Origin of the sequence: Streptomyces sp. NPDC059248, from assembly GCF_042753905.1 — a bacterium.
Classification (GTDB): Bacteria; Actinomycetota; Actinomycetes; order Streptomycetales; family Streptomycetaceae; genus Streptomyces.
Genome location: NZ_JBHYZV010000048.1, coordinates 1 through 18,148 on the forward strand (window position 1 = coordinate 1; position 18,148 = coordinate 18,148).

Here is an 18,148-nt window from a genome sequence, read left to right on the forward strand (position 1 = left end):
CGCAGGGTGTCGAGGAGGGCCTGGCCGTCACCGAGGTTCTGCACCCCGTGGACGCGCGGCGCCCCCCACCCCCGGGGCGGCGGGCGGCGCGGCCGGGCGGGCCCGCGAGCCGGCGGGCGCTCAGCCGCTCAGCATCGCCGGGGTGCCGCCGTTCGCCTCGAAGCCCGCCACGGCGAGATTGCGGTAGAGCGTGTACTCCTCGGCGGGGTCGTCGCTCAGCGTCCACGGCAGGGCGCCGACGTGACCGTCGACACGGACCAGCTGCGCCATGGCCTCGGCCCAGCGTTCGGAGCGGATCAGGAAGAGCACCAGCAGATGGCGGACGTGCGCCAGCATCGGATCGCCGGGGCGGGCCGAGTGGACCGCGTACAGCGCGCCGTCGACGGCCTTGGACACCACCGCGCTCCGGTGGAAATTCTGCATGATCACCAGGTCGGGGATGTGCTCGTACACCGCGAACAGGGGCAGCGCCGCCAGCAGGGACCCCTGCGGGGCGCGGGCCGCCGCGGTGGTGGCGAAGTGGTCGGCCTCCACCCGGGAGCCGTGCCACTTCTCGCACAGGTAGTGCAGGGCCGCCAGATGCGCGCCCATGTGGTTCGGCGCACGGTCGATGACCTTCGCCCACACCTGGTCGAACTGCTCGTGGCCGTAGCCCAGGCCCCGGGCGACCGCCAGCTCGGTGATGTACGGGACGGGGTCGTCCGGCGCCAGTCGCGCGGCCTCCTCGCAGACCGTACGGGCCTCCTCCAGGATGATCCGGAAGTCGTCCTCGCCGACCGCCGACGACCGCCATGCCTGCTGGACCAGGAACTCCGCGTGCACCTGCGCGGCGCCCACGTCCTCCGGGGCCTCCGAGCGCCAGGCGCGCAGCCAGGAGCCGCCGACGCCGGGCTTCTGCCGGAGCTCCAGCGCCGCCGCGCCCGCGAAGGCCTGCACCCGCTGCCAGCGGACCTCGCCCGCCGCCGGGGTGTCCGCGAGGAGCTGGGCCGCGGCCTTCCAGCTCTGCGTCTGCTGCACCACGTCGAGCACATCGAGGAGGTCCTGGTCCGGGCCCGGCAGCCGGATGTCCAGCTCCTCCTGGCGCAGAAAGCCGTAATCCTCCGGATTGGCCGCGTCCGGGGACCGGGGATCGACGAGCTGAAGGCCCGCGCCACCGCGCCGCCGGCGCACGAACGGCGCGACCACGGCGACCAGCAGGCCGATCGCGAGCAGGAACCACAGAATCTCCATGCCCCCATTGTCCCGGACGCCGCGCGAAGCGAATCCGGCCCACCACCGGGTTCGCCGCATCGTGGGACGGAGTTGTCCACATCGCGGGGGCTGTCCACAGGCGAACGCCGCCGGGCCCGGGCGGGGCTACTCTCGGGCCTCATGAGCGACCAGCACAGCTACCACCACCTCGAAACCCTCGCCATCCACGCGGGGAACACGGCCGACCCGCTGACCGGCGCGGTCGTCCCGCCGATCTACCAGGTGTCGACGTACAAGCAGGACGGCGTCGGCGGACTCCGCGGCGGTTACGAGTACAGCCGCAGTGCCAACCCCACGCGTACGGCCCTGGAGGAGAATCTCGCCGCGCTGGAGGGCGGTCGTCGCGGTCTGGCCTTCGCCTCCGGGCTCGCCGCCGAGGACTGCCTGCTGCGCGCCCTGCTCGCCCCCGGCGACCACGTGGTGATCCCCAATGACGCGTACGGGGGCACGTTCCGCCTCTTCGCCAAGGTCGTCGCCCGCTGGGGCGTGGAATGGTCCGTCGCCGACACCTCCGACCCGGCGGCCGTGCGGGCCGCGATCACCCCGAAGACCAAGCTCGTCTGGGTGGAGACACCGTCCAACCCGCTGCTCGGCATCACCGACATCGCGGCGGTCGCCGGGATCGCGCACGCCGCGGGCGCCCGCCTCGTCGTGGACAACACCTTCGCCAGCCCCTATCTCCAGCAGCCCATCGCGCTCGGCGCCGATGTCGTCGTCCACTCCCTCACGAAGTACATGGGCGGTCACTCGGACGTGGTCGGCGGTGCCCTGATCGCCGCCGAGGAGTCCGTCGGCGAGGAGCTGGCCTACCACCAGAACGCGATGGGCGCCGTCGCCGGCCCGTTCGACTCCTGGCTGGTGCTGCGCGGCATCAAGACGCTGCCCGTCCGCATGGACCGCCACAGCGAGAACGCGGGCCGGATCGCCGAGATGCTGCTCCGCCACCCCCGGGTGACCGCGGTGATGTATCCGGGGCTGCCGGACCACCCGGGGCACGAGACCGCCGCCAAGCAGATGAAGGCGTTCGGCGGGATGGTCTCGTTCCGCGTCGACGGCGGCGAGACGGCCGCGGTCGAGGTCTGCGACCGGGCCCGGCTGTTCACCCTCGGTGAGTCCCTCGGCGGCGTCGAGTCGCTGATCGAGCACCCCGGCCGGATGACCCATGCCTCGGTGGCCGGGTCGGCGCTGGAGGTCCCGGCGGACCTGGTCCGGCTCTCCGTCGGGATCGAGGCCGTGGACGACCTGCTCGCCGATCTCCAGCAGGCGCTGGGCTGACGGCGTCCCCCACGGGCACGGAAAACGCCCGCGCCCGGCCGGGCGCGGGCGGTGCAGGAGCCGGAGCCCGCAGGCGGTGGACGGGCCGGAAGCCGGCGCCGACGGGGGCTCGCCCCGGGCGTCGGCTCGTCCCATGGGACGAGCCACCCCGGGCCGGGAGCCCTCGGGGGTTCCGGACGGGTGCTCCTTCGGGGGCGGCGGCCTAAGCCGGGACCTTCTCGTCCGCCAGCATGCCGCGGATCTCGTTCCGCAGTTCGGGGGAGTCGTCGTGACCGTGGACGGACACCGCGTGTTCCGTCGCCGCCCGGACGACTTCGTCCTCCTCGCCGGCGATGGTCAGCGTGCAGCCCGACTCGCTGGGGTACTTGCGGCAATCGGCGACTTTCCTTGCCATGACGACCTCCTCGGGACGTCCGGGTACCGCTCGTTCCAGGATAGGCACTCCAGATCGGGCCAAAGGGAATTTTCTGTTCAAATCCCCCGGCGGATGATGAACACTTCGTGTCGGTTCCGCCGGGCGGTCAGTAGCCCTCGATCAGGATGACCGGCTCCTCGGGCGGCGCGGTCCACGGCTCGGCCGTCGCCGCCCATACGGTGAACGCGGCGGTCAGGGCGAACAGCACCATCCAGCCCGCGAAGCGCACCGCGCGCCGTCGCCGGGCGATCCGCTCGCCCAGCTCGACGGCGCGGCCGGTCAGTCCGGGCGGGAGCGATGACGGGACGCCGCTCAGCATCCGCCGGACGTCCTCCTGTTTACGGGTCTGTCCGCTCATCCGGCCTCCGTCCTCGGGCCTCCGTCGTCCGTCCCCGATCCCGCGCCTGCCGCTCCCGCCGCTCCCGCCACTTCCGCCGCGCCCGCCGCTCCCGGACGGTGTACGGACGCGACCGCGCGGTGACGGCCCTGTTCTCCCGAAGCTACGGCGAAGTGACAAGTAGCGCTCTGTGATCAGAGTGACGCTCGGTCAGCGGCGTCGGGGACCAGCGGTACAGCCAGTATCGGTGAGAACGATCATGGCTGTGAGCTGCCGTTCAGACCTCCGGACGAGGAGGCCCTGGCCGACGCTCAGGCGGCCACCGAGGTGCTGGTGCGCCAGGGCAAGGTTGCCGGCCCCAGGGATCAATCGAACCGTGGTTGGCGCTGAGATGGATCATGGTCTCCGGGCTGGCGCGGAGAGGCTGACCGACTCCTTCGCATTCCTGTCCCTGAAGGCCCCCGGCTGCTTGGAGTGCGGTGTAGTCGGTGTGTGCCGCAGTGGCGGCTTCGGGGTAAGCCTCCCGGTTGAGCCCAGTTCTCCCGAAGCTGCCCCGAAGTGACGAATGGCCCTTGGGTGCTGCTCATTGTGTTCGGGGGTCCGACGGAGCCTGTCCCGGCGTCGGACGATGCGCTGGCGAAATGCTCTGGAACATCGCCACCCGATGGGGTGAGCCGATCAGTGCGTCCGCATGGGGACCAGCTCGCATAGGTATGAGAGCGGCATGATCAAACGACTCACGTTCGCTCTGGCCATGTCTCTCGCCGTCGCGTTCATGCCGACGGCCACCGCGTCCGCCGCCGAGTATCCCGTCGAGGAGATCAGCGGGCACGGCTTTGAAGCCTGCCCCGAGGCATCGCTGTGTCTCTACGAGCACAGCAACTTCAACGGCGACGAAAACGCCAAGATCTGGGTCATCACCGGCAGCACCGAACGCATCCCCGGCGGCAGCGACGAAGCCAGCTCCGCCTACCTGAATGCGAGCGTCGGGGACCGCGCGTATCTCTACCGTGACGTCAAGCACGAAGGTGATCGCTACCGCCTGCCCGGCGGCCGGACCTTCGCGCGGTGGAACCTCAAGTACGCGGCCCAGGGGACTGAGACGTACAACTTCAATGACTCGATCTCATCGGTCAAGCTGTACCTGACGCCCTGACCGCAAAGGCTGCGAGGCACGGCAGGGCAAGAGGGTGCTGGACCCCACCGTCACGCTCGCGCCGTCCGCCGCCGGCTCCATGGTGGACGCGCGCGGCCCGCCGTCCGGGCTGCGATCACTGCAACTGACCCGCGTACCAGGGCCCCGGTGTCGGACGGCACCGGGGCCTTCTGCTTTCGGGCGGATGTCAGCGTGGTGCCCGGTCAGGGCTGGCGGAGCGGGGGCCGGGGACTTCGCCGGTGTGGAGTTTGGCGAAGTCGGTGTGCGCGGCGTCGACGGCTTCGGGGTACGCCTCCCGTTTGGCGTGTTCGGCGAGTGCCCGGTAGATGCTGGCGACGGAGGGGTTCTTCCCGGCGCGTTTGCCGGTGGCGATCCGGAGATGGGGCTGGATCTTCTCGACGGACTCGCCGTTCGCGCGGCGCCGGAGCACGGTGTGGAGCATGTCGTCGGTGACGACGGGTGGGCGTCCGCCGTGCTTGCCCTTGCGTGCGGCGGTGTCGAGTCCTTCGAGGGTGGACTCGCGGATGTTCTCCCGCTCGGTCTCCGCCATGGCGGCGAAGAACGCGAACAGCAGCTTCCCCGGGCCGGTCGGGTCGTAGATGCCGGGCAGGGGCCCGGCGAGCATCTCCAGGATGAGGCCGTGGGCGGTGAGGTGGTCGGCGAGCGCGGTGAGTTCAGCGGCGTCGCGGCCGAGCCGTTTCATCTCGTACACGGTCAGGATGACCCGGCAGTGCGGGGCATGCGCCTTGACCTCCCGGGCCGTGCGCAGGGCCTCCTCGAACCGGGGGCGGACGCGGACGCGGGTGCTGATCTTCTCGCTGAAAATCTTGTCGCGGGGGATGCCGTGTCCGGCGAGGGCGTCGAGCTGGGAGTCGAGTTCCTGGCCGAGGGTCGAGCAGCGGGCGTAGCCGATGCGGATGTCCGCGCTGGGGAGGTCCGGGTCGAGGGGCGCCGGCGGTGGGGTGCCCGGCCGCCAGGGCCGTCCCGGTCCGCGGTCGGCGGGGGTGGGGACGCGCAGGGTCTTCTTCAGCCGGGGCACGAGGGTGAAGCGGCGGGTGTGGTAGGCGGAGGCGACCGCGCCGCCGCGCGAGCGGCACGGCGAGCCGGGCTGGACGTCGCACTTCGGACAGGCGTGCTGTTCGACGTCGTCGGCGTCCGGCCGGTCGGCCGGAGGGTGCTGTTGAGGGTCCGTCATGGGCCCGGATTTTCGCACAAGGCAAGTCTCAGAAGGGGGTCCGTCCCGCTTTTGAGTGAGAACGGGTTCTGAGAGCGAATCCGGGTCCGGCGGTGGTCCGGCGGCCCACTGTCGGCCTCTCTCGCGCAAAGGACCGTTTGTGAAAGAGGAGGGGGTGATCTGTCAAGACGGTTCCGCCGGTCACCGGGTGGTTCAGATGGCTTGCGGAGTTCTGTGCTGACTCGTGTCGGGAGGTTCAGGATGCCGGAGTCGGTCAAATTCCACCCATGACGAGGGGTTCTTCATGCCGTCCACAGCGGAGACGGGTGCCTGGGTCCAGTTCAAGAACAAGGTCACCACCGGGCAATGCCTGGAGTGGACCCCCCTCGGGGCCAAGTGGCAGCCGCAGAAGCCGTTCAACAACCCATCGCAGAGGTGGATTCTGCTGGGCCTCGACAATGACCAGTACTTCATCATGGGTCCCGGGGGTGCGCTTCTGACGGTCCGGGACGACCGGGGGGACGTCCCCGTCGGGGAGTACAACGCCGGCTGGAGGGGCCTCACGCTGGCCGACCCGTACCAGGGATCCGACCTGACGGCCGCCAGGCGGCAGATCTTCCTCGTCCGGTCCTCGGGCTCCGGCTTCTACACCATAGCCAGCGCGGACGGCCGGGTGGTGCTCGCCCCCGTGGACGGGGCCCTCGTCCGCATGGTGCCGCCCAACTCCCCGGCCGTGGCCAACGGCTGCTCGCAGTGGAGTCTGGAGGCCGTCGGGAAGTATTCCTCGCTCTCCGACGCCCAGCTCCTGCCCATCACCACTGCTGTCAACCAGCCGCCGGAGATGTACGACTACGCCCGGCCGAACCCCGACAGGACGCCCGAGGTCCTCCTCGGCCTGACCACCCTGCCCTTCCCTCTGGTCGACGACCCCCGGTACCCGGGACATGCCGGGCAGTCATCTCGGGTACCGCTGTACGCCCTCCTCCGCTACGGGCTCTACAAGGTCGGCTACTACTACGACAGCAGCGGCGCCAGCTCCAGGACCGAGACCCAGGAGGTGAAGGTCGGCCTGACCAGCACCAACGCGCAGGAGATCGAGCGGACCACCGGCATTTCCGTCACCTCCGAGGCTGGCTTCGCGTTCAAGGGCCTCTCCGCCTCCGTCAGCACCACCTACAGTCAGCAGCTCCGGGTCCTGACCTCCACCTCGACCACGCAGTCCAGCGAGAAGACACTCACCGTCCAGCGCACCTTCGAACAGGGCTACCGCAGCGCCATCGCAATCTGGTACCGCACCGACCGTTACGTCCTCAAGCGCCTGGAGGCCACGGGCAGCTTCAGCGCGGCCTCCACCGTCTTGGAATGGGAGACGACCCTCCAGAACGACACCGTCGAACGCTCCTACGCCCCCAACCGGCCGCGGTAGTTCCGTCACGCTCGGGCGGGGCCGCCGCCGAACCGCCCGGGCGGGACGGGAATGCGTCTGCCGCCCGTCGGCCGCGGACAGCCCGCGTGCCGTTCGGGCAGCACCCTGCGAGGTGCTGCCCGAACGGGTCACAGCACGCCCCTGACCACCGTTTCCGCCCCCGGCTCTGGCGATGCGGTAGTCCGTGCTGAGGCCCGCAGGCCGGGCACCGTGAGGCCCAGCCGGTTCGTCATGTCCAGTTCGAACCGGCCGTAGGGGTTCACGTGGGTCCAGAACAGCGGGGACAGGGCCCGCCGGTCAGCATCGGTGAGCCGCTTCTGCCACTTCTCCTCGGCTAGGACGTCCTGGAGGAGCAGGGTGTTGACGTGCACCAGCGCGGACTGGAGCAGGTGCAGCGCCAGCATCGAAACCTCCTGGGACTCCTTGTCGGAGCCGGTCAGGTCGCCGTCTTTGCCGTAGAACAGGTCGTGGTTGGCGGAGTTCCAGTTCTCCACGACCTGGAGCCCGTCGTTGATCTCACGCCGCAGGGCGGCGTCGGCGAGGTAGTCGCAGATGAACGCCGTACGCACCGCCCGCCCGAGTTCCTCGATCGCCCGGTACGTCGGGTGCTTTGGCCCGCCGCGGGTGAACCGCCGCAGGACCTGCTCGGCCTCGGCGGTGCCCAGGCGCAGGGCGGTGGTGTACTTCACGATCTGGTCGTACTGCTGGCGGATCAGGTCCCAGTCGATCGTCTTGGTCGACAGCACCGGCGCCAGGTGCGGCCACTTCTCGTCCTCCCCGGCCGCCGGCCGGTAAAACCTGGCCGAGCCGACGTTCTTCAACCGGGGCAGCAGATTGAAGCCGAGCATGTGGGCAAAGGCGAACCCAACGATCGACGCGCCGTGCGTGTCGGTGTACTGGCGGTCGATCTCCACGTCCGTGCAGTGCCGCAGCACGCCCTCGATCATCGCGGCGACCTCGGAGGCCGAGCAGGACTTGAGCTGGGAGTAGACGCACAGCGACTTCTTCTCCACGTGCCAGTAGATCAGCACCCCGGGCCCGCGGTAGCGCTGGTGCCACTCGGTCATGAAATTCGAGGACCAGGAGCCGAACTTCCTGGAGTCGCTCGCGCAGGCGGTACCCTCGCCCCACCACGCCGCGTCACGGGCGGCGAAGGTGGCGTTGACCAGCCGCACCAGCGCCGCGCGCAGGTTGGTCCGGTTGACGAACAGGTGCCGCACCCGGCGCAGGACGGCCTCGGACTCGCCGTGCCTGCCGGTGACCGCGACCCGCTTGATGCCCATGTTCGTGCCCAGCGCGAACAGCACCAACAGCAGCCGGCGCCGCAGCACCGCCTTCGGAACCGCCTCCCGGGAGGCGACCGAGGTGAACTCCCCGGTGAAGCCGGTGGCGAACTCGGCCTCCTTGAGGATGTCGATCAGGTCGATGGTGCCCCAGCGGCGCTCGATCTCCGTCTTCAGGGCGACCAGGTTCTCCGGCTCCTCCTGCTTACCCAGCGGCGAGACCTTGATCCACGGCTCACCATGCCGGCGGACGATGTCCACCCCGCCGGTGGTGCCCAGCTCCAGCGCGGTGTCGAAGCGGGTCAGCGCCTCCCGAAGGCGGTCCTGGAGGGCACCGATGAACGCCCCGGGGTCCTGCGGCTGCCGGATCGCGTCGTAGTGGACATCGCGGTTGTCCTCGAAGTCCGGAGGCAGGTCGTCCTCCGGGTTCTGCCACCGGTTCGCGCCCGGCACCCAGATCTCCCGGCGCCGCAGCGCGTCCCGCAGCGCCACCAGCACACACAGCTCGTACGGGATCCGCTCGACCCGGCCGCGCTCGTCCACCACCGCCTTGCGCCACTCGTCGCGCACCACCCCCGCGAGCGGAATCCTCTCCGCCTCGTCGAAGAACGCCCCCTCTTTCGCGATCGGCTGGTCCAGGTACCGCTTGAGCAGGTCGATGGCGTCCATCACCGGCCGGTAGGCGGTGTTGTTGCACGTCAGCTCCAGCGCGTTCAGCAGCGGCGACAGCATCCGCCGCCAGTGCCCCGAGTACGACGACCGCAGCACGGTGCGCACCCGGGCCCGGTAACGGGCCTCGTTCGCCGCGGCCTCCGCCGCCAGCGCCTTCAGCGTGGACTCCCCGGCCACCGGATAGATCACCTTACGGACCGTGCCGCCCGGCTCCGCGACCGCCGCCTCCGCCAGCCGCAGCAGGATGCCCTCCTTCCCGCGGACCCGCTTCATCTCCTTGTTGAACTCGCCCTCGACCTTCTTCTCCGCCCGCGTGTTGATCCTCGCGACGAGCTGGATGAACAGCTCCACCAGCGAGTCGGTAATCTCCGTCTCCCGCACGTGGCACAGCGTCGACAGCAGCGTGTACCGCACCGGCTCCGCCGCCGCCCGCAGGTCAGAGGGGTACTCCTTGGCCGCCCGCGCCCGCCAGGCCGCCACCAGCTTCCCCGACACATCCCCGAACAGCCCCGGCACCAGTTCCAGGGCCCGCACCCGCTGAAGCTTGTTCACCTCCGCCAGCAGACTGTCCAGCCCCAGCGCCCCGGGGTCCGCCTTCAGCTCGGTGAAGAACGTCCCCCCGCCGCCCGCGCTGTCCTCGCTCGCGCCGTCCTCGGCGACCAGGTCGTCCAGCCGGGACCGGGTCGCCGCCGATAACCGCCCCGCCGTGGCCGCGCAGAACCGCTCCTCGAAGGTGCTGACCGCCGAGCCCACCAGCCGGGCGACACGCCCCGGCGTCGGCGGCTCCAGCCGGTCCTTGCGGCAGCGGGCCACCACCGCCTCCGCCAGCCGGTCCCGGTTCAGCTCCACCCCGCACAGCTCGACCGCCAGCCACTCGGCGAGCTGGATCTGGTCCTCCTTGGTGCACTCCCGGAAGCCGAACGCACCCCGGATCTCGGTCCGGTGCCGCTTGACCGCCCGCCCCGCCCAGTCGTACGCCGCCCACTCCTCCGCCACCACCCTCACCTGCTGAGCGACGTACGACACCGCCGGCGCCGGAATCTCCCCAGCGTTCTCCGGGAACCGGGCCTCCACCTCGAAGAACTTCAGCAACAGCGCGAACCCCAACCGGTTCGCCCCCGACTTGTTCCGCAGCCGTTCCTGATCCTCCTCCAGCAGCGTCCAGACCTCGATCAGGTCCTCCGGCTCCCACTCCTGCCGCACCCCGCGCTCCCTCCGGTCGTCATGACCGGACCAACCTCGCCGAATACGACCCCCGACCAGCCCAGAAGATCCAAACCCCTGACAGGCACACCCCAGATCCGCTACAGAGAGCTACTTGTCACCTCGTGACAGCTTCGGGAGAACAGGGCCGTGACAGACCGTGCGGACCCGCTCGGCCGACAGCCCGAGCAGGGCCGCGGTCTGCTCCTCCGGCACCCCTTCGTGCAGCCGCAGCACCAGCACCAGCCGTTCGCGCGGTGTGAGCGACCCCAGCACTCCGCCCCCGGCCCGGTTGAACCGCCGGGCCCCGTGGGCGAACCGCACGGCGAGTTCCCGCCGGGCCAGGTCGTACGGATCCTCGTCGCGTACCCGGTCCCACTGCGCGTACGTCCTGGCCAGCGCGGCCGTCAGCAACCGCCGGGCCAGCGGATTGCGGTCCGGGGTCTCGGCGGTGAGCAGGGTCGCCGCATGCAGCAACCGGCCCCCCGCGCCCGCGGTGAACGCCTCGAACTCCCGGGCGCGGTGGCCTCGCGCGGAGAGCCGCCGCTCGGTCACGTCCTCATCTAGGAGCAGGGCCCCGGCCGGGGTCAAGACATCGGCGGGCATTGTCGCGACGGAAGTGCCCGGGCCTCGTCGCGCCGGAAGCGCCGTGGAAGGCCGGAGGCCGGGAGGCCAGAGGCCGGAAGGGCCGTGGGGGAAAGGGTGCGCGGCCGGGCCGGATGCCCGGCGGACCCAGGTGGTCGGCGTACCAGGGTCGAATCGCCGGTGCTGCGGGCTCGGCCGCGCGGCTGCCGCGGACCGTACGCGTGGGACGCGCCGGTGCGGAGGGTGTGAGTGGTGCGATGGACGGTGCCCGTGAGAACGGCCGGAACGCGGTGTACCGCAGTCGCGGACGTGGGGCGAACGACCGAACGGCTGAACGGGTCAACAGCCGGACGTCCGACGGGGGACGGGGTTCAGCCGGTGGCCGGAGGCGGCACCTCCGTCCCCGTCTGCCGGGCCGAGAGCGCCCGGTTGAAGCGGGTCAGCAAGGAGGTGAAGGACTCCCTCTCGGAGTCCGACCAGCCGTCCGTCACCTGGGCCATCAGCGCCCGCCGTGATGAGCGGACCTCCTCCAGGCGGGCCTGCCCGCGTGGGGAGAGCTGCAGCACGACGGCCCGGCCGTCCTCGGGGTGCGAGGTCCGCTTGACCAGGCCGGTGTCCACGAGGGGGGCCACCTGGCGGGTGACCGTCGACGAGTCGATGCCCATTCCGGCCGCGAGCGCCTTGACGCCCATCGGACCTTCCCGGTCGAGCCGGTTGAGCAGCAGATACGCGGCACGGTCCATCGAGTTGCGGACCTGCCCCATCCCCGCGAGCCGGGTTTGCTCCGCCCGCCGTGCGAAGAGGGCGACTTGGTGTTGGAGGGCATCGAGGAGACCGGGATCTAGACGGGTCGTCATGTCCTGAGAAGTGGGCATGGCAAAGGGCTCTCTCGTGCGGGAGCGGTCGATTGGTGGGGGACAGAGTACGCGGCCCCGGGGCGGTCCGTACGGGGCCTGAGAAAACCGGCGGAGAAGCGGTATACGGATATCCGCCGGGGGCGCGCCGACGGTGTGACAGGGGTGCGGCGGGGGCGCGAGCGCGCGGGACGCGCCCCCGTGAGCTGCGAGACTGGGAGTCATGAGCTTCCGTCCCCGTCACACCTTTCAACCGGTCATCCTCGACGACGTCCGGGGGGCCCGGAAGATGCTGGCCGGGGTCGCCCGGATGACGGCGATGGAGGGCAGCCGCCATCTGACCCGCCTGGTGGGCGCCCCGGTCCACTTCAAATGCGAGAACCTTCAGCGCACGGGGTCCTTCAAGCTGCGCGGCGCGTATGTACGGATCTCCGGACTGCGCCCCGAGGAGCGCGCGGCGGGCGTGGTGGCGGCGTCGGCCGGGAACCACGCCCAGGGGGTGGCGCTGGCCTCGTCCCTGCTCGGGGTCCGCTCGACGGTCTTCATGCCGCAGGGCGCGCCGCTGCCGAAGATCGCCGCCACGCGTGACTACGGAGCCGATGTACGGCTCCACGGTCAGGTGATCGAGGAGACGCTGGAGGCGGCGGAGGCGTACGCCCGGGACACCGGGGCCGTCTTCATCCACCCTTTCGACCATCCTGACGTCGTCGCGGGTCAGGGCACGGTGGGCCTGGAGATCCTCGAACAGTGCCCCGAGGTGCGGACGATCGTCGTCGGGATCGGCGGCGGCGGTCTGGCGGCCGGGATCGCGGTCGCGGTGAAGGCGGTACGGCCCGATGTGCGGATCGTCGGGGTGCAGGCGGAGGGCGCGGCGGCGTATCCGCCGTCACTGGCCGCCGGCCGGCCGGTCCCGGTGCGGACCCCGGTGACGATGGCCGACGGGATCAAGGTGGGGCTGCCCGGGGAGCTGACGTTCCCGATCGTCGAGGAGCTGGTGGACGAGGTCCGTACGGTCTCCGAGGACCAGCTGTCCACGGCGCTGCTGCTCTGCCTGGAGCGGGCCAAGCTGGTGGTGGAGCCGGCGGGCGCGAGCCCCGTGGCGGCGCTGATGGCGGACCCGGCGGCGTTCGCGGCCGGCCCGGTGGTGGCGGTGCTGTCGGGCGGCAATGTGGACCCCCTGCTGCTCCAGCGCATCCTGCGGCACGGCATGGCGGCGGGCGGCCGCTATCTGTCGCTGCGGCTGCGCCTGACCGACCGGCCGGGGGCGCTGGCCGCGCTGCTCGGGACGCTGTCCGTGCTGGACGCCAATGTGCTCGATGTGAGCCACGTACGGACGGATCCGCGGCTCGGTCTGTCGGAGGTGGAGGTGGAGCTCCAGCTGGAGACCAAGGGGCCCGAGCACTGCGAGCGGGTGGCGGCGGTCCTGCGGGACGAGGGATATGTGGTGACGGTGATGGGCTGACGCCCGGCCGGCTTCTCCTGCGACGGTGCCGAACGCCCCGTGCCCCTTGTGGCGCGGGGCGTTCGCCGTCTCCGCGCCGTCCCGGCCACCGCCACCACCACCGCCACCGTCACCACTCCCACGGCGCGATGTATCGCGTTTTAAAGCTTGAGGAACGCGATACATCGCATTATGGTGTGGCCCTGTCGCGCTGTTTCGGGCCCCGCTCTTCAGCCGCTCGCGGTGGAAAAAGCCGCAAAGTGCTGCAAACCTGAACATCTCATTAGTGCGCGCTCCACCCGTCCGCCCACTCCGGGAGACCCATATGCCAGGTGCCATCTACGCCGAAGGTCTGGTGAAGACCTTCGGTGAGGTCAAGGCTCTGGACGGCGTCGACCTCGACGTCCCCGAAGGCACGGTCCTGGGGCTGCTCGGCCCCAACGGTGCCGGCAAGACCACCACCGTGCGCGTTCTGACCACCCTGCTCCGGCCGGACCGCGGCCGAGCCGTCGTCGCCGGAATCGACGTACTCGAACACCCCAACGAAGTCCGCCGCGCGATCGGTCTCTCCGGCCAGTTCGCCGCGGTCGACGAGTATCTGACCGGCCGGGAGAACCTCCGGATGGTCGGCAGGCTCTACCAGATGAGCTCCCGCGCCGCGAAGGCCCGCGCGGGGGAACTGCTGGACCGCTTCAATCTGGCGGACGCCGCCGACCGGCCCGCCAAGACCTACTCCGGCGGTATGCGGCGCAGGCTCGACCTCGCGGCGGCGCTCGTCGTCTCCCCGCCCGTGATGTTCATGGACGAGCCCACGACCGGGCTCGACCCCCGCAACCGCCAGCAGTTGTGGACCGTCATCGAGGAGTTGGTCGCGGGCGGTACGACCCTTCTGCTCACGACCCAGTATCTGGAGGAGGCCGACCACCTCGCCGACGAGATCTGCGTCGTCGACCACGGCCGGGTGATCGCCCGAGGCACGGCCGACCAGCTCAAGGCCCGTACGGGCGGCGAACGCGTCGAGGTCGTCGTCCACCGCAAGGACGACATCGACGTCGCCCGGGAGGTGCTGGCCACGTTCGGCAAGGGCGAGGTCGACATCGCCACCCACACCCGCAAACTGACCGTCCCGGTGGCGGGCGGCGCCAGACTGCTCGCCGATGTGATCCGCGATCTCGACGGCCGGCAGGTGGAGATCGACGACATCGGTCTGCGCCGCCCCACACTCGACGACGTCTTCATCTCCCTCACCGGCCACAAGGCCGATACGGAGCCGGAGGCGGAACCGGAACCGGGCGACGCGCCACCGGACTCCGCCGCCGGGACCGACCCCCGCCAGGGCCGCAAGGAGGCCGCCAAGTGACCACCGCGCCCAAGATCGTCGGCGTTACCGCACCCCAGCCGCGCGGCGGGATCGTCCAGTCGGTCACCGACTCGCTGGTCATCGCCCAGCGGAACCTGATCCGGATGACCAGGATCCCGGAGATCGTCCTCTTCGGCCTGATCCAGCCGGTGATGTTCGTCATCCTGTTCAGCTACATCTTCGGCGGCTCGATCAATATCCCGGGCGCGGGCCTCAGCTCCTCCGGCTACCGCGAGTTTCTGATGGCGGGCATCTTCGCCCAGACCGTCACCTTCGCCACGGCCGGCGCGGGCGCGGGCATCGCCGACGACATGCACCGCGGCCTGATCGACCGCTTCCGCTCCCTCCCGATGGCCCGCGGCGCCGTCCTCACCGGCCGCACCCTCGCCGACCTCGTCCAGACGGCGCTCACCCTCGTCGTCCTGATGATCGTCGCCCTCCTCGTCGGCTGGCGCGCCCACGAGGGCATCCCCAAGGCGATCGCCGCCTTCGGGCTGCTGCTTCTGCTGGGCTACGCCTTCACCTGGATCGGCGCCCTGATCGGCCTCTCGGTCCGCACCCCGGAGGCGGCCACCTCCGGCGGCCTGATCTGGCTCTTCCCCCTGACGTTCATCTCGAACGCGTTCGTCCCCACGGAGAACATGCCCGCGTTCCTCCAGACCGTCGCGGACTGGAACCCCTTCAGCGCCACGGTCCAGGCCTGCCGCGAACTCTTCGGCAACCTCCCACCGGGCTATCCGGTCTCCGACGCCTGGCCCATGCAGAACCCGATCCTGGCGTCCGTGCTCTGGTCGGTCCTCATCGTCGTGGTCTTCCGCACCCTGGCGGTCCGCAAGTACCGCTCGGCGACGGTCTGACCGCGTCCACACTTCTCCGCCTCATCCGCCGCCCACCGCACCCCGTGCGGTGGGCGGTGCCGTCGGTAACTCCACCGTCGTGCACCCCTCCAGTCGTACGATCAGTTGCGCGGCGCGCAGCCACGGCATGCGGGGATCCCCGTAGGCGAGTCCCCCGTGGGTATCCACGACGGGGCGTGCAGTACCCCGTGCACCCCGAGCGGCACACACGACCGTACGCGGATCAGGGTGTGACGCCGCCGCAGATGGGGACATACGCGCAGGGAGAGTACGGCGCAGGGCGCGCAGACCGGCGGGTGCGAGGTGGTCAGGTACTCGTCCTCGTCCGAACCGAGCAGCCACAGCGTCCCGTTCTCGTCCCGGTCGGCGGCCTCTCCGCACACCTGGCACAGCATCCGGCGCATCGCCCGGCGCTGTCGCATCAGATGAACCTGCCCGAACTCGGGCCGCCCCCGGCCGGGGCTGGACGGTACGCGGGTCCACAGCACGCCGTCCGCGTCCCGGTCGTACGGCGTCTCGTCGGCGTACCCGATTCCGGCACCGCGTGTGACGACCAACGGCTGCACTCCCTGCTCGGAGCTCCAGGCGGTGATGTAGGGCACCACCGGGCCGGGTCGACGTGATGGGGCAGCGAGCAGCATGGATTCCTCCCGTAATATCTCTAGAGATATAGAAGATAGCGATGTTAGCTCTAGAGATGTCAAGTGCCTGTTGGGCTGAAGGGGTCGGCATCCGTGCGGATGCCCGTGGTTCCGCAAGCCGCTTAGGATCTCCAGGCGGGCAAGGAGGAGAGTGCGTATATGGCCAGCGGTCGCCGACCCAAGTACCAGCTCATCGCCGACGTGTTGCGGGAGGCGATCCGCGCGGGGGTCTACGGCCCGGGGGATCGGTTGCCGGGTGAGAACGATCTGATGGCGGAGCACGGCGTCGCTCGTATGACGGCACGACAGGCTCTCGGCGTGCTACAGGCCGAAGGGCTGACCGAGACCCGCAAGGGGGCGGGCGTCTTCGTTCGCGCCTTCCGCCCGGTGCGCAGGCGGAGTGTCGGGCGCGTCGCGCGTTCGGAATGGGGAGAGGGGCGCTCCATCTGGGGCGGGGACGCCCAGGACCGGCAACTTGTCGTCGACGACATCGTCGTCCGGGAGGAGCCGGCACCGGAGCGCATAGCCGGAGTGCTCGGGATCGGCGTCGGTGACCCCGTATGCGTACGGACTCGGCGCTATGTCCTCGATGGGAAACCCGTCATGCTCGCGACCTCGTATCTGCCCGGCGAACTCGTCGCCGGGAGCCCGGTCGCCTGGCCCGATCCCGGTCCCGGCGGGATCTATGCCCGGCTCGCCGAGCTGGGGCAGGCGCCCGCGCGGTTCCGGGAGGAGGTGCGGTCGCGGATGCCGTCGCAGGAGGAGGCGCGGCGGCTGGGGCTCGGGAGCGGGACGCCCGTCGTGCTGGTGTGCCGGACCGCCTACACCGCGCGGGGGCGGGCCGTCGAGGTCAACGAGATGACGCTCGACGCCGCCGCGTACATCCTTGAGTACGACTTCGAGGCATAGAGGCATAAGGGTCATCGGCCGCCCGGCACGACGATGCCCCCGGGATCATCCCGGGGGCATCGGTACGTTTCGGGCGAGCGGCGTCAGCCGGTGTAGGGCTTGGCGGCGAGGATCGTGACGGAGGCGGTCTTCCCGTTGGGAAGTTCGTAGTCCGCCGTGTCGCCCACCTTCTTGCCGTTGACGCCGGTGCCGAGCGGCGACTGGGGGGAGTACGTCTCGATGCCCGAGCTGGCGTACTCGCGGGACGCCATCAGGAAGGTCAGGGTGTCGTCCTCGTCGCCGTCGAAGGCGATCGTCACGACCATGCCGGGCTCGACGATGCCGTCGTCCGGCGGTGCCTCGCCGACCTTCGCGGACTCCAGGAGCTGCGTCAGCTGTCGGACGCGGAGCTCCTGCTTGCCCTGCTCCTCCTTGGCCGCGTGGTACCCGCCGTTCTCCCGCAGGTCGCCCTCCTCGCGAGCCGCCTCGATCTTCTTGGCGATCTCGGTGCGCGCGGGACCAGACAGATACTCCAGCTCGGCCTTGAGCTGGTTGTACGCCTCCTGGGTCAGCCAGGTGACGTTCTCACTGGTCTGGGTCACAGGTGCTCCTCGTCGGTACTGGGATACAAAGCTTCGCCCTACCCAGAAGCATGTGCCTCTACGGGAGGGCGAAACCACGAGCCTAACAATTTCGTGCTGAAAGGGGGAGAACAAAAGCCATCAGATTCCCATCAACGCAGGTCAGGGAATGATCTGCGATCGAACGCGCGATGGTTTTTTCCGATGGTCGGCCACTGGACCACTGCCGGGCGGGCCCTCCCGGGCCCGGGGCGGCGTCAGCCCGTCACGAGGCGTCGCACTGGACCAGTTCCGCGGTCGTCCCCCGGGACAGCGTACGGATCTTGTACACCTGGTCGATCCGGCTCTCGCCCCGCTCGTCGACCCGGACGTCGAGCCGTCCGACCTCGACCCCGTCCGCGGAGCGGGAGCGCACCGTACAGGTGCCGGTGGCGTCCGCGTCCTTACGGATCTCCAGATGGACCTGGACCTCCGAGTCCGAGGTCACATCGAACTTGATCATCTCGGCGCTGATCTTCTGACCGGCGATGTAGTCGTAGCCGAACCAGCCGACCATGGCGAGGAAACCCGCGCCCAGCACGGCGCCGAGGATCTTGAGCCGACGGTCGGAGCGCTGGTCCGCCGAGTGCCCGTAGCGGCCCTCGGGAAGCTGCTCGCGCACGCCGCTCATAGTGATTCCTCCCGCACTGTCCGAATCGGGCGGAGCGGAATTTTCCGCCGCCCGATTCGGTCACTATAGAAGCCGTGCC

17 protein-coding genes are annotated in these 18,148 nt (G+C 70.3%); 7 read left to right on the forward strand and 10 right to left on the reverse strand.

Features of this window, described 5'->3' with window-relative positions; genetic code table 11:
• Positions 1-120: 120 nt before the first annotated feature.
• Positions 121-1,230, reverse strand: a complete 1,110-nt coding sequence (locus tag ACFXG1_RS20950) for a hypothetical protein (RefSeq protein WP_384722615.1) — start codon at positions 1,228-1,230, stop codon at positions 121-123.
• A 141-nt stretch (positions 1,231-1,371) separates the two neighbouring features.
• Here ACFXG1_RS20950 and ACFXG1_RS20955 point away from each other — a divergent pair, with 141 nt between their 5' ends.
• Positions 1,372-2,526 carry a cystathionine gamma-synthase gene (locus tag ACFXG1_RS20955; protein WP_384722612.1) on the forward strand — a complete coding sequence of 385 codons (1,155 nt, stop codon included), beginning with the start codon at positions 1,372-1,374 and terminating at the stop codon, positions 2,524-2,526.
• Positions 2,527-2,728: 202 nt separating this feature from the next.
• Here ACFXG1_RS20955 and ACFXG1_RS20960 read toward each other — a convergent pair whose 3' ends face one another.
• Positions 2,729-2,920 (reverse strand): DUF1059 domain-containing protein, encoded by a 192-nt coding sequence (locus ACFXG1_RS20960; RefSeq protein ID WP_384710263.1) that lies wholly within the window; start codon positions 2,918-2,920, stop codon positions 2,729-2,731.
• A gap of 127 nt (positions 2,921-3,047) precedes the next feature.
• A complete protein-coding gene (locus ACFXG1_RS20965) occupies positions 3,048-3,299 on the reverse strand; it encodes a hypothetical protein (RefSeq protein ID WP_384710260.1) in 252 nt (83 codons plus the stop codon).
• A gap of 703 nt (positions 3,300-4,002) precedes the next feature.
• Between ACFXG1_RS20965 and ACFXG1_RS20970 the strand changes: the two genes are divergently transcribed.
• Positions 4,003-4,434: a peptidase inhibitor family I36 protein gene (locus ACFXG1_RS20970; protein WP_384710257.1), complete on the forward strand. Its 432-nt coding sequence runs from the start codon at positions 4,003-4,005 to the stop codon at positions 4,432-4,434.
• A gap of 187 nt (positions 4,435-4,621) precedes the next feature.
• On the opposite strand, the gene ACFXG1_RS20975 is transcribed toward ACFXG1_RS20970, so the two are convergent.
• A complete protein-coding gene (locus tag ACFXG1_RS20975) occupies positions 4,622-5,629 on the reverse strand; it encodes a recombinase family protein (protein WP_384710253.1) in 1,008 nt (335 codons plus the stop codon).
• Positions 5,630-5,912: 283 nt separating this feature from the next.
• Here ACFXG1_RS20975 and ACFXG1_RS20980 point away from each other — a divergent pair, with 283 nt between their 5' ends.
• Positions 5,913-7,034, forward strand: coding sequence for a hypothetical protein (locus ACFXG1_RS20980; RefSeq protein ID WP_384710250.1), 1,122 nt, complete (start codon positions 5,913-5,915; stop codon positions 7,032-7,034).
• 128 nt (positions 7,035-7,162) lie between these two features.
• Here ACFXG1_RS20980 and ACFXG1_RS20985 read toward each other — a convergent pair whose 3' ends face one another.
• The 3 genes from ACFXG1_RS20985 to ACFXG1_RS20995 form a co-directional block, all read right to left on the reverse strand.
• A complete protein-coding gene (locus ACFXG1_RS20985) occupies positions 7,163-10,192 on the reverse strand; it encodes a Tn3 family transposase (protein ID WP_384710247.1) in 3,030 nt (1,009 codons plus the stop codon).
• 111 nt (positions 10,193-10,303) lie between these two features.
• Entirely contained in the window at positions 10,304-10,798 is a 495-nt protein-coding gene (locus ACFXG1_RS20990; RefSeq protein ID WP_384744056.1) for a sigma factor-like helix-turn-helix DNA-binding protein, read from the reverse strand.
• Positions 10,799-11,148: 350 nt separating this feature from the next.
• Positions 11,149-11,652 carry a MarR family transcriptional regulator gene (locus ACFXG1_RS20995; RefSeq protein WP_358827089.1) on the reverse strand — a complete coding sequence of 168 codons (504 nt, stop codon included), beginning with the start codon at positions 11,650-11,652 and terminating at the stop codon, positions 11,149-11,151.
• Positions 11,653-11,854: 202 nt separating this feature from the next.
• On the opposite strand from ACFXG1_RS20995, the gene ilvA reads away from it, so the two are divergent.
• From ilvA to ACFXG1_RS21010, 3 genes are all read left to right on the forward strand, one after another.
• Positions 11,855-13,093 carry a threonine ammonia-lyase gene (gene ilvA / locus ACFXG1_RS21000; protein ID WP_384710242.1) on the forward strand — a complete coding sequence of 413 codons (1,239 nt, stop codon included), beginning with the start codon at positions 11,855-11,857 and terminating at the stop codon, positions 13,091-13,093.
• Positions 13,094-13,397: 304 nt separating this feature from the next.
• Positions 13,398-14,432: an ATP-binding cassette domain-containing protein gene (locus ACFXG1_RS21005; RefSeq protein ID WP_384710239.1), complete on the forward strand. Its 1,035-nt coding sequence runs from the start codon at positions 13,398-13,400 to the stop codon at positions 14,430-14,432.
• On the forward strand, positions 14,429-15,289 hold the full coding sequence (locus tag ACFXG1_RS21010; protein ID WP_384710236.1) for an ABC transporter permease: 861 nt from the start codon (positions 14,429-14,431) through the stop codon (positions 15,287-15,289). The genes ACFXG1_RS21005 and ACFXG1_RS21010 overlap by 4 nt, the downstream gene beginning before the upstream one ends.
• A gap of 101 nt (positions 15,290-15,390) precedes the next feature.
• Here ACFXG1_RS21010 and ACFXG1_RS21015 read toward each other — a convergent pair whose 3' ends face one another.
• Positions 15,391-15,846: a hypothetical protein gene (locus ACFXG1_RS21015; protein WP_384744059.1), complete on the reverse strand. Its 456-nt coding sequence runs from the start codon at positions 15,844-15,846 to the stop codon at positions 15,391-15,393.
• Between the two features lie 243 nt (positions 15,847-16,089).
• Between ACFXG1_RS21015 and ACFXG1_RS21020 the strand changes: the two genes are divergently transcribed.
• Positions 16,090-16,839 carry a GntR family transcriptional regulator gene (locus ACFXG1_RS21020; protein WP_384710230.1) on the forward strand — a complete coding sequence of 250 codons (750 nt, stop codon included), beginning with the start codon at positions 16,090-16,092 and terminating at the stop codon, positions 16,837-16,839.
• A gap of 83 nt (positions 16,840-16,922) precedes the next feature.
• Here ACFXG1_RS21020 and greA read toward each other — a convergent pair whose 3' ends face one another.
• Complete coding sequence (gene greA / locus ACFXG1_RS21025) at positions 16,923-17,420, reverse strand: transcription elongation factor GreA (RefSeq protein ID WP_384710227.1); 498 nt, start codon at positions 17,418-17,420, stop codon at positions 16,923-16,925.
• Between the two features lie 244 nt (positions 17,421-17,664).
• Positions 17,665-18,069 (reverse strand): DUF4307 domain-containing protein, encoded by a 405-nt coding sequence (locus ACFXG1_RS21030; protein ID WP_384710224.1) that lies wholly within the window; start codon positions 18,067-18,069, stop codon positions 17,665-17,667.
• Positions 18,070-18,148: the final 79 nt, after the last annotated feature.

What these genes read in the sequence shown, in the direction of transcription:
- ACFXG1_RS20950 (WP_384722615.1), bottom strand. Translation starts at nt 1,230, where the DNA reads ATGGAGATTCTGTGGTTCCTGCTCGCGATCGGCCTGCTGGTCGCCGTG.
- ACFXG1_RS20955 (WP_384722612.1), top strand. Translation starts at nt 1,372, where the DNA reads ATGAGCGACCAGCACAGCTACCACCACCTCGAAACCCTCGCCATCCAC.
- ACFXG1_RS20960 (WP_384710263.1), bottom strand. Translation starts at nt 2,920, where the DNA reads ATGGCAAGGAAAGTCGCCGATTGCCGCAAGTACCCCAGCGAGTCGGGC.
- ACFXG1_RS20965 (WP_384710260.1), bottom strand. Translation starts at nt 3,299, where the DNA reads ATGAGCGGACAGACCCGTAAACAGGAGGACGTCCGGCGGATGCTGAGC.
- ACFXG1_RS20970 (WP_384710257.1), top strand. Translation starts at nt 4,003, where the DNA reads ATGATCAAACGACTCACGTTCGCTCTGGCCATGTCTCTCGCCGTCGCG.
- ACFXG1_RS20975 (WP_384710253.1), bottom strand. Translation starts at nt 5,629, where the DNA reads ATGACGGACCCTCAACAGCACCCTCCGGCCGACCGGCCGGACGCCGAC.
- ACFXG1_RS20980 (WP_384710250.1), top strand. Translation starts at nt 5,913, where the DNA reads ATGCCGTCCACAGCGGAGACGGGTGCCTGGGTCCAGTTCAAGAACAAG.
- ACFXG1_RS20990 (WP_384744056.1), bottom strand. Translation starts at nt 10,798, where the DNA reads ATGCCCGCCGATGTCTTGACCCCGGCCGGGGCCCTGCTCCTAGATGAG.
- ACFXG1_RS20995 (WP_358827089.1), bottom strand. Translation starts at nt 11,652, where the DNA reads ATGCCCACTTCTCAGGACATGACGACCCGTCTAGATCCCGGTCTCCTC.
- ilvA (WP_384710242.1), top strand. Translation starts at nt 11,855, where the DNA reads ATGAGCTTCCGTCCCCGTCACACCTTTCAACCGGTCATCCTCGACGAC.
- ACFXG1_RS21005 (WP_384710239.1), top strand. Translation starts at nt 13,398, where the DNA reads ATGCCAGGTGCCATCTACGCCGAAGGTCTGGTGAAGACCTTCGGTGAG.
- ACFXG1_RS21020 (WP_384710230.1), top strand. Translation starts at nt 16,090, where the DNA reads ATGGCCAGCGGTCGCCGACCCAAGTACCAGCTCATCGCCGACGTGTTG.
- ACFXG1_RS21030 (WP_384710224.1), bottom strand. Translation starts at nt 18,069, where the DNA reads ATGAGCGGCGTGCGCGAGCAGCTTCCCGAGGGCCGCTACGGGCACTCG.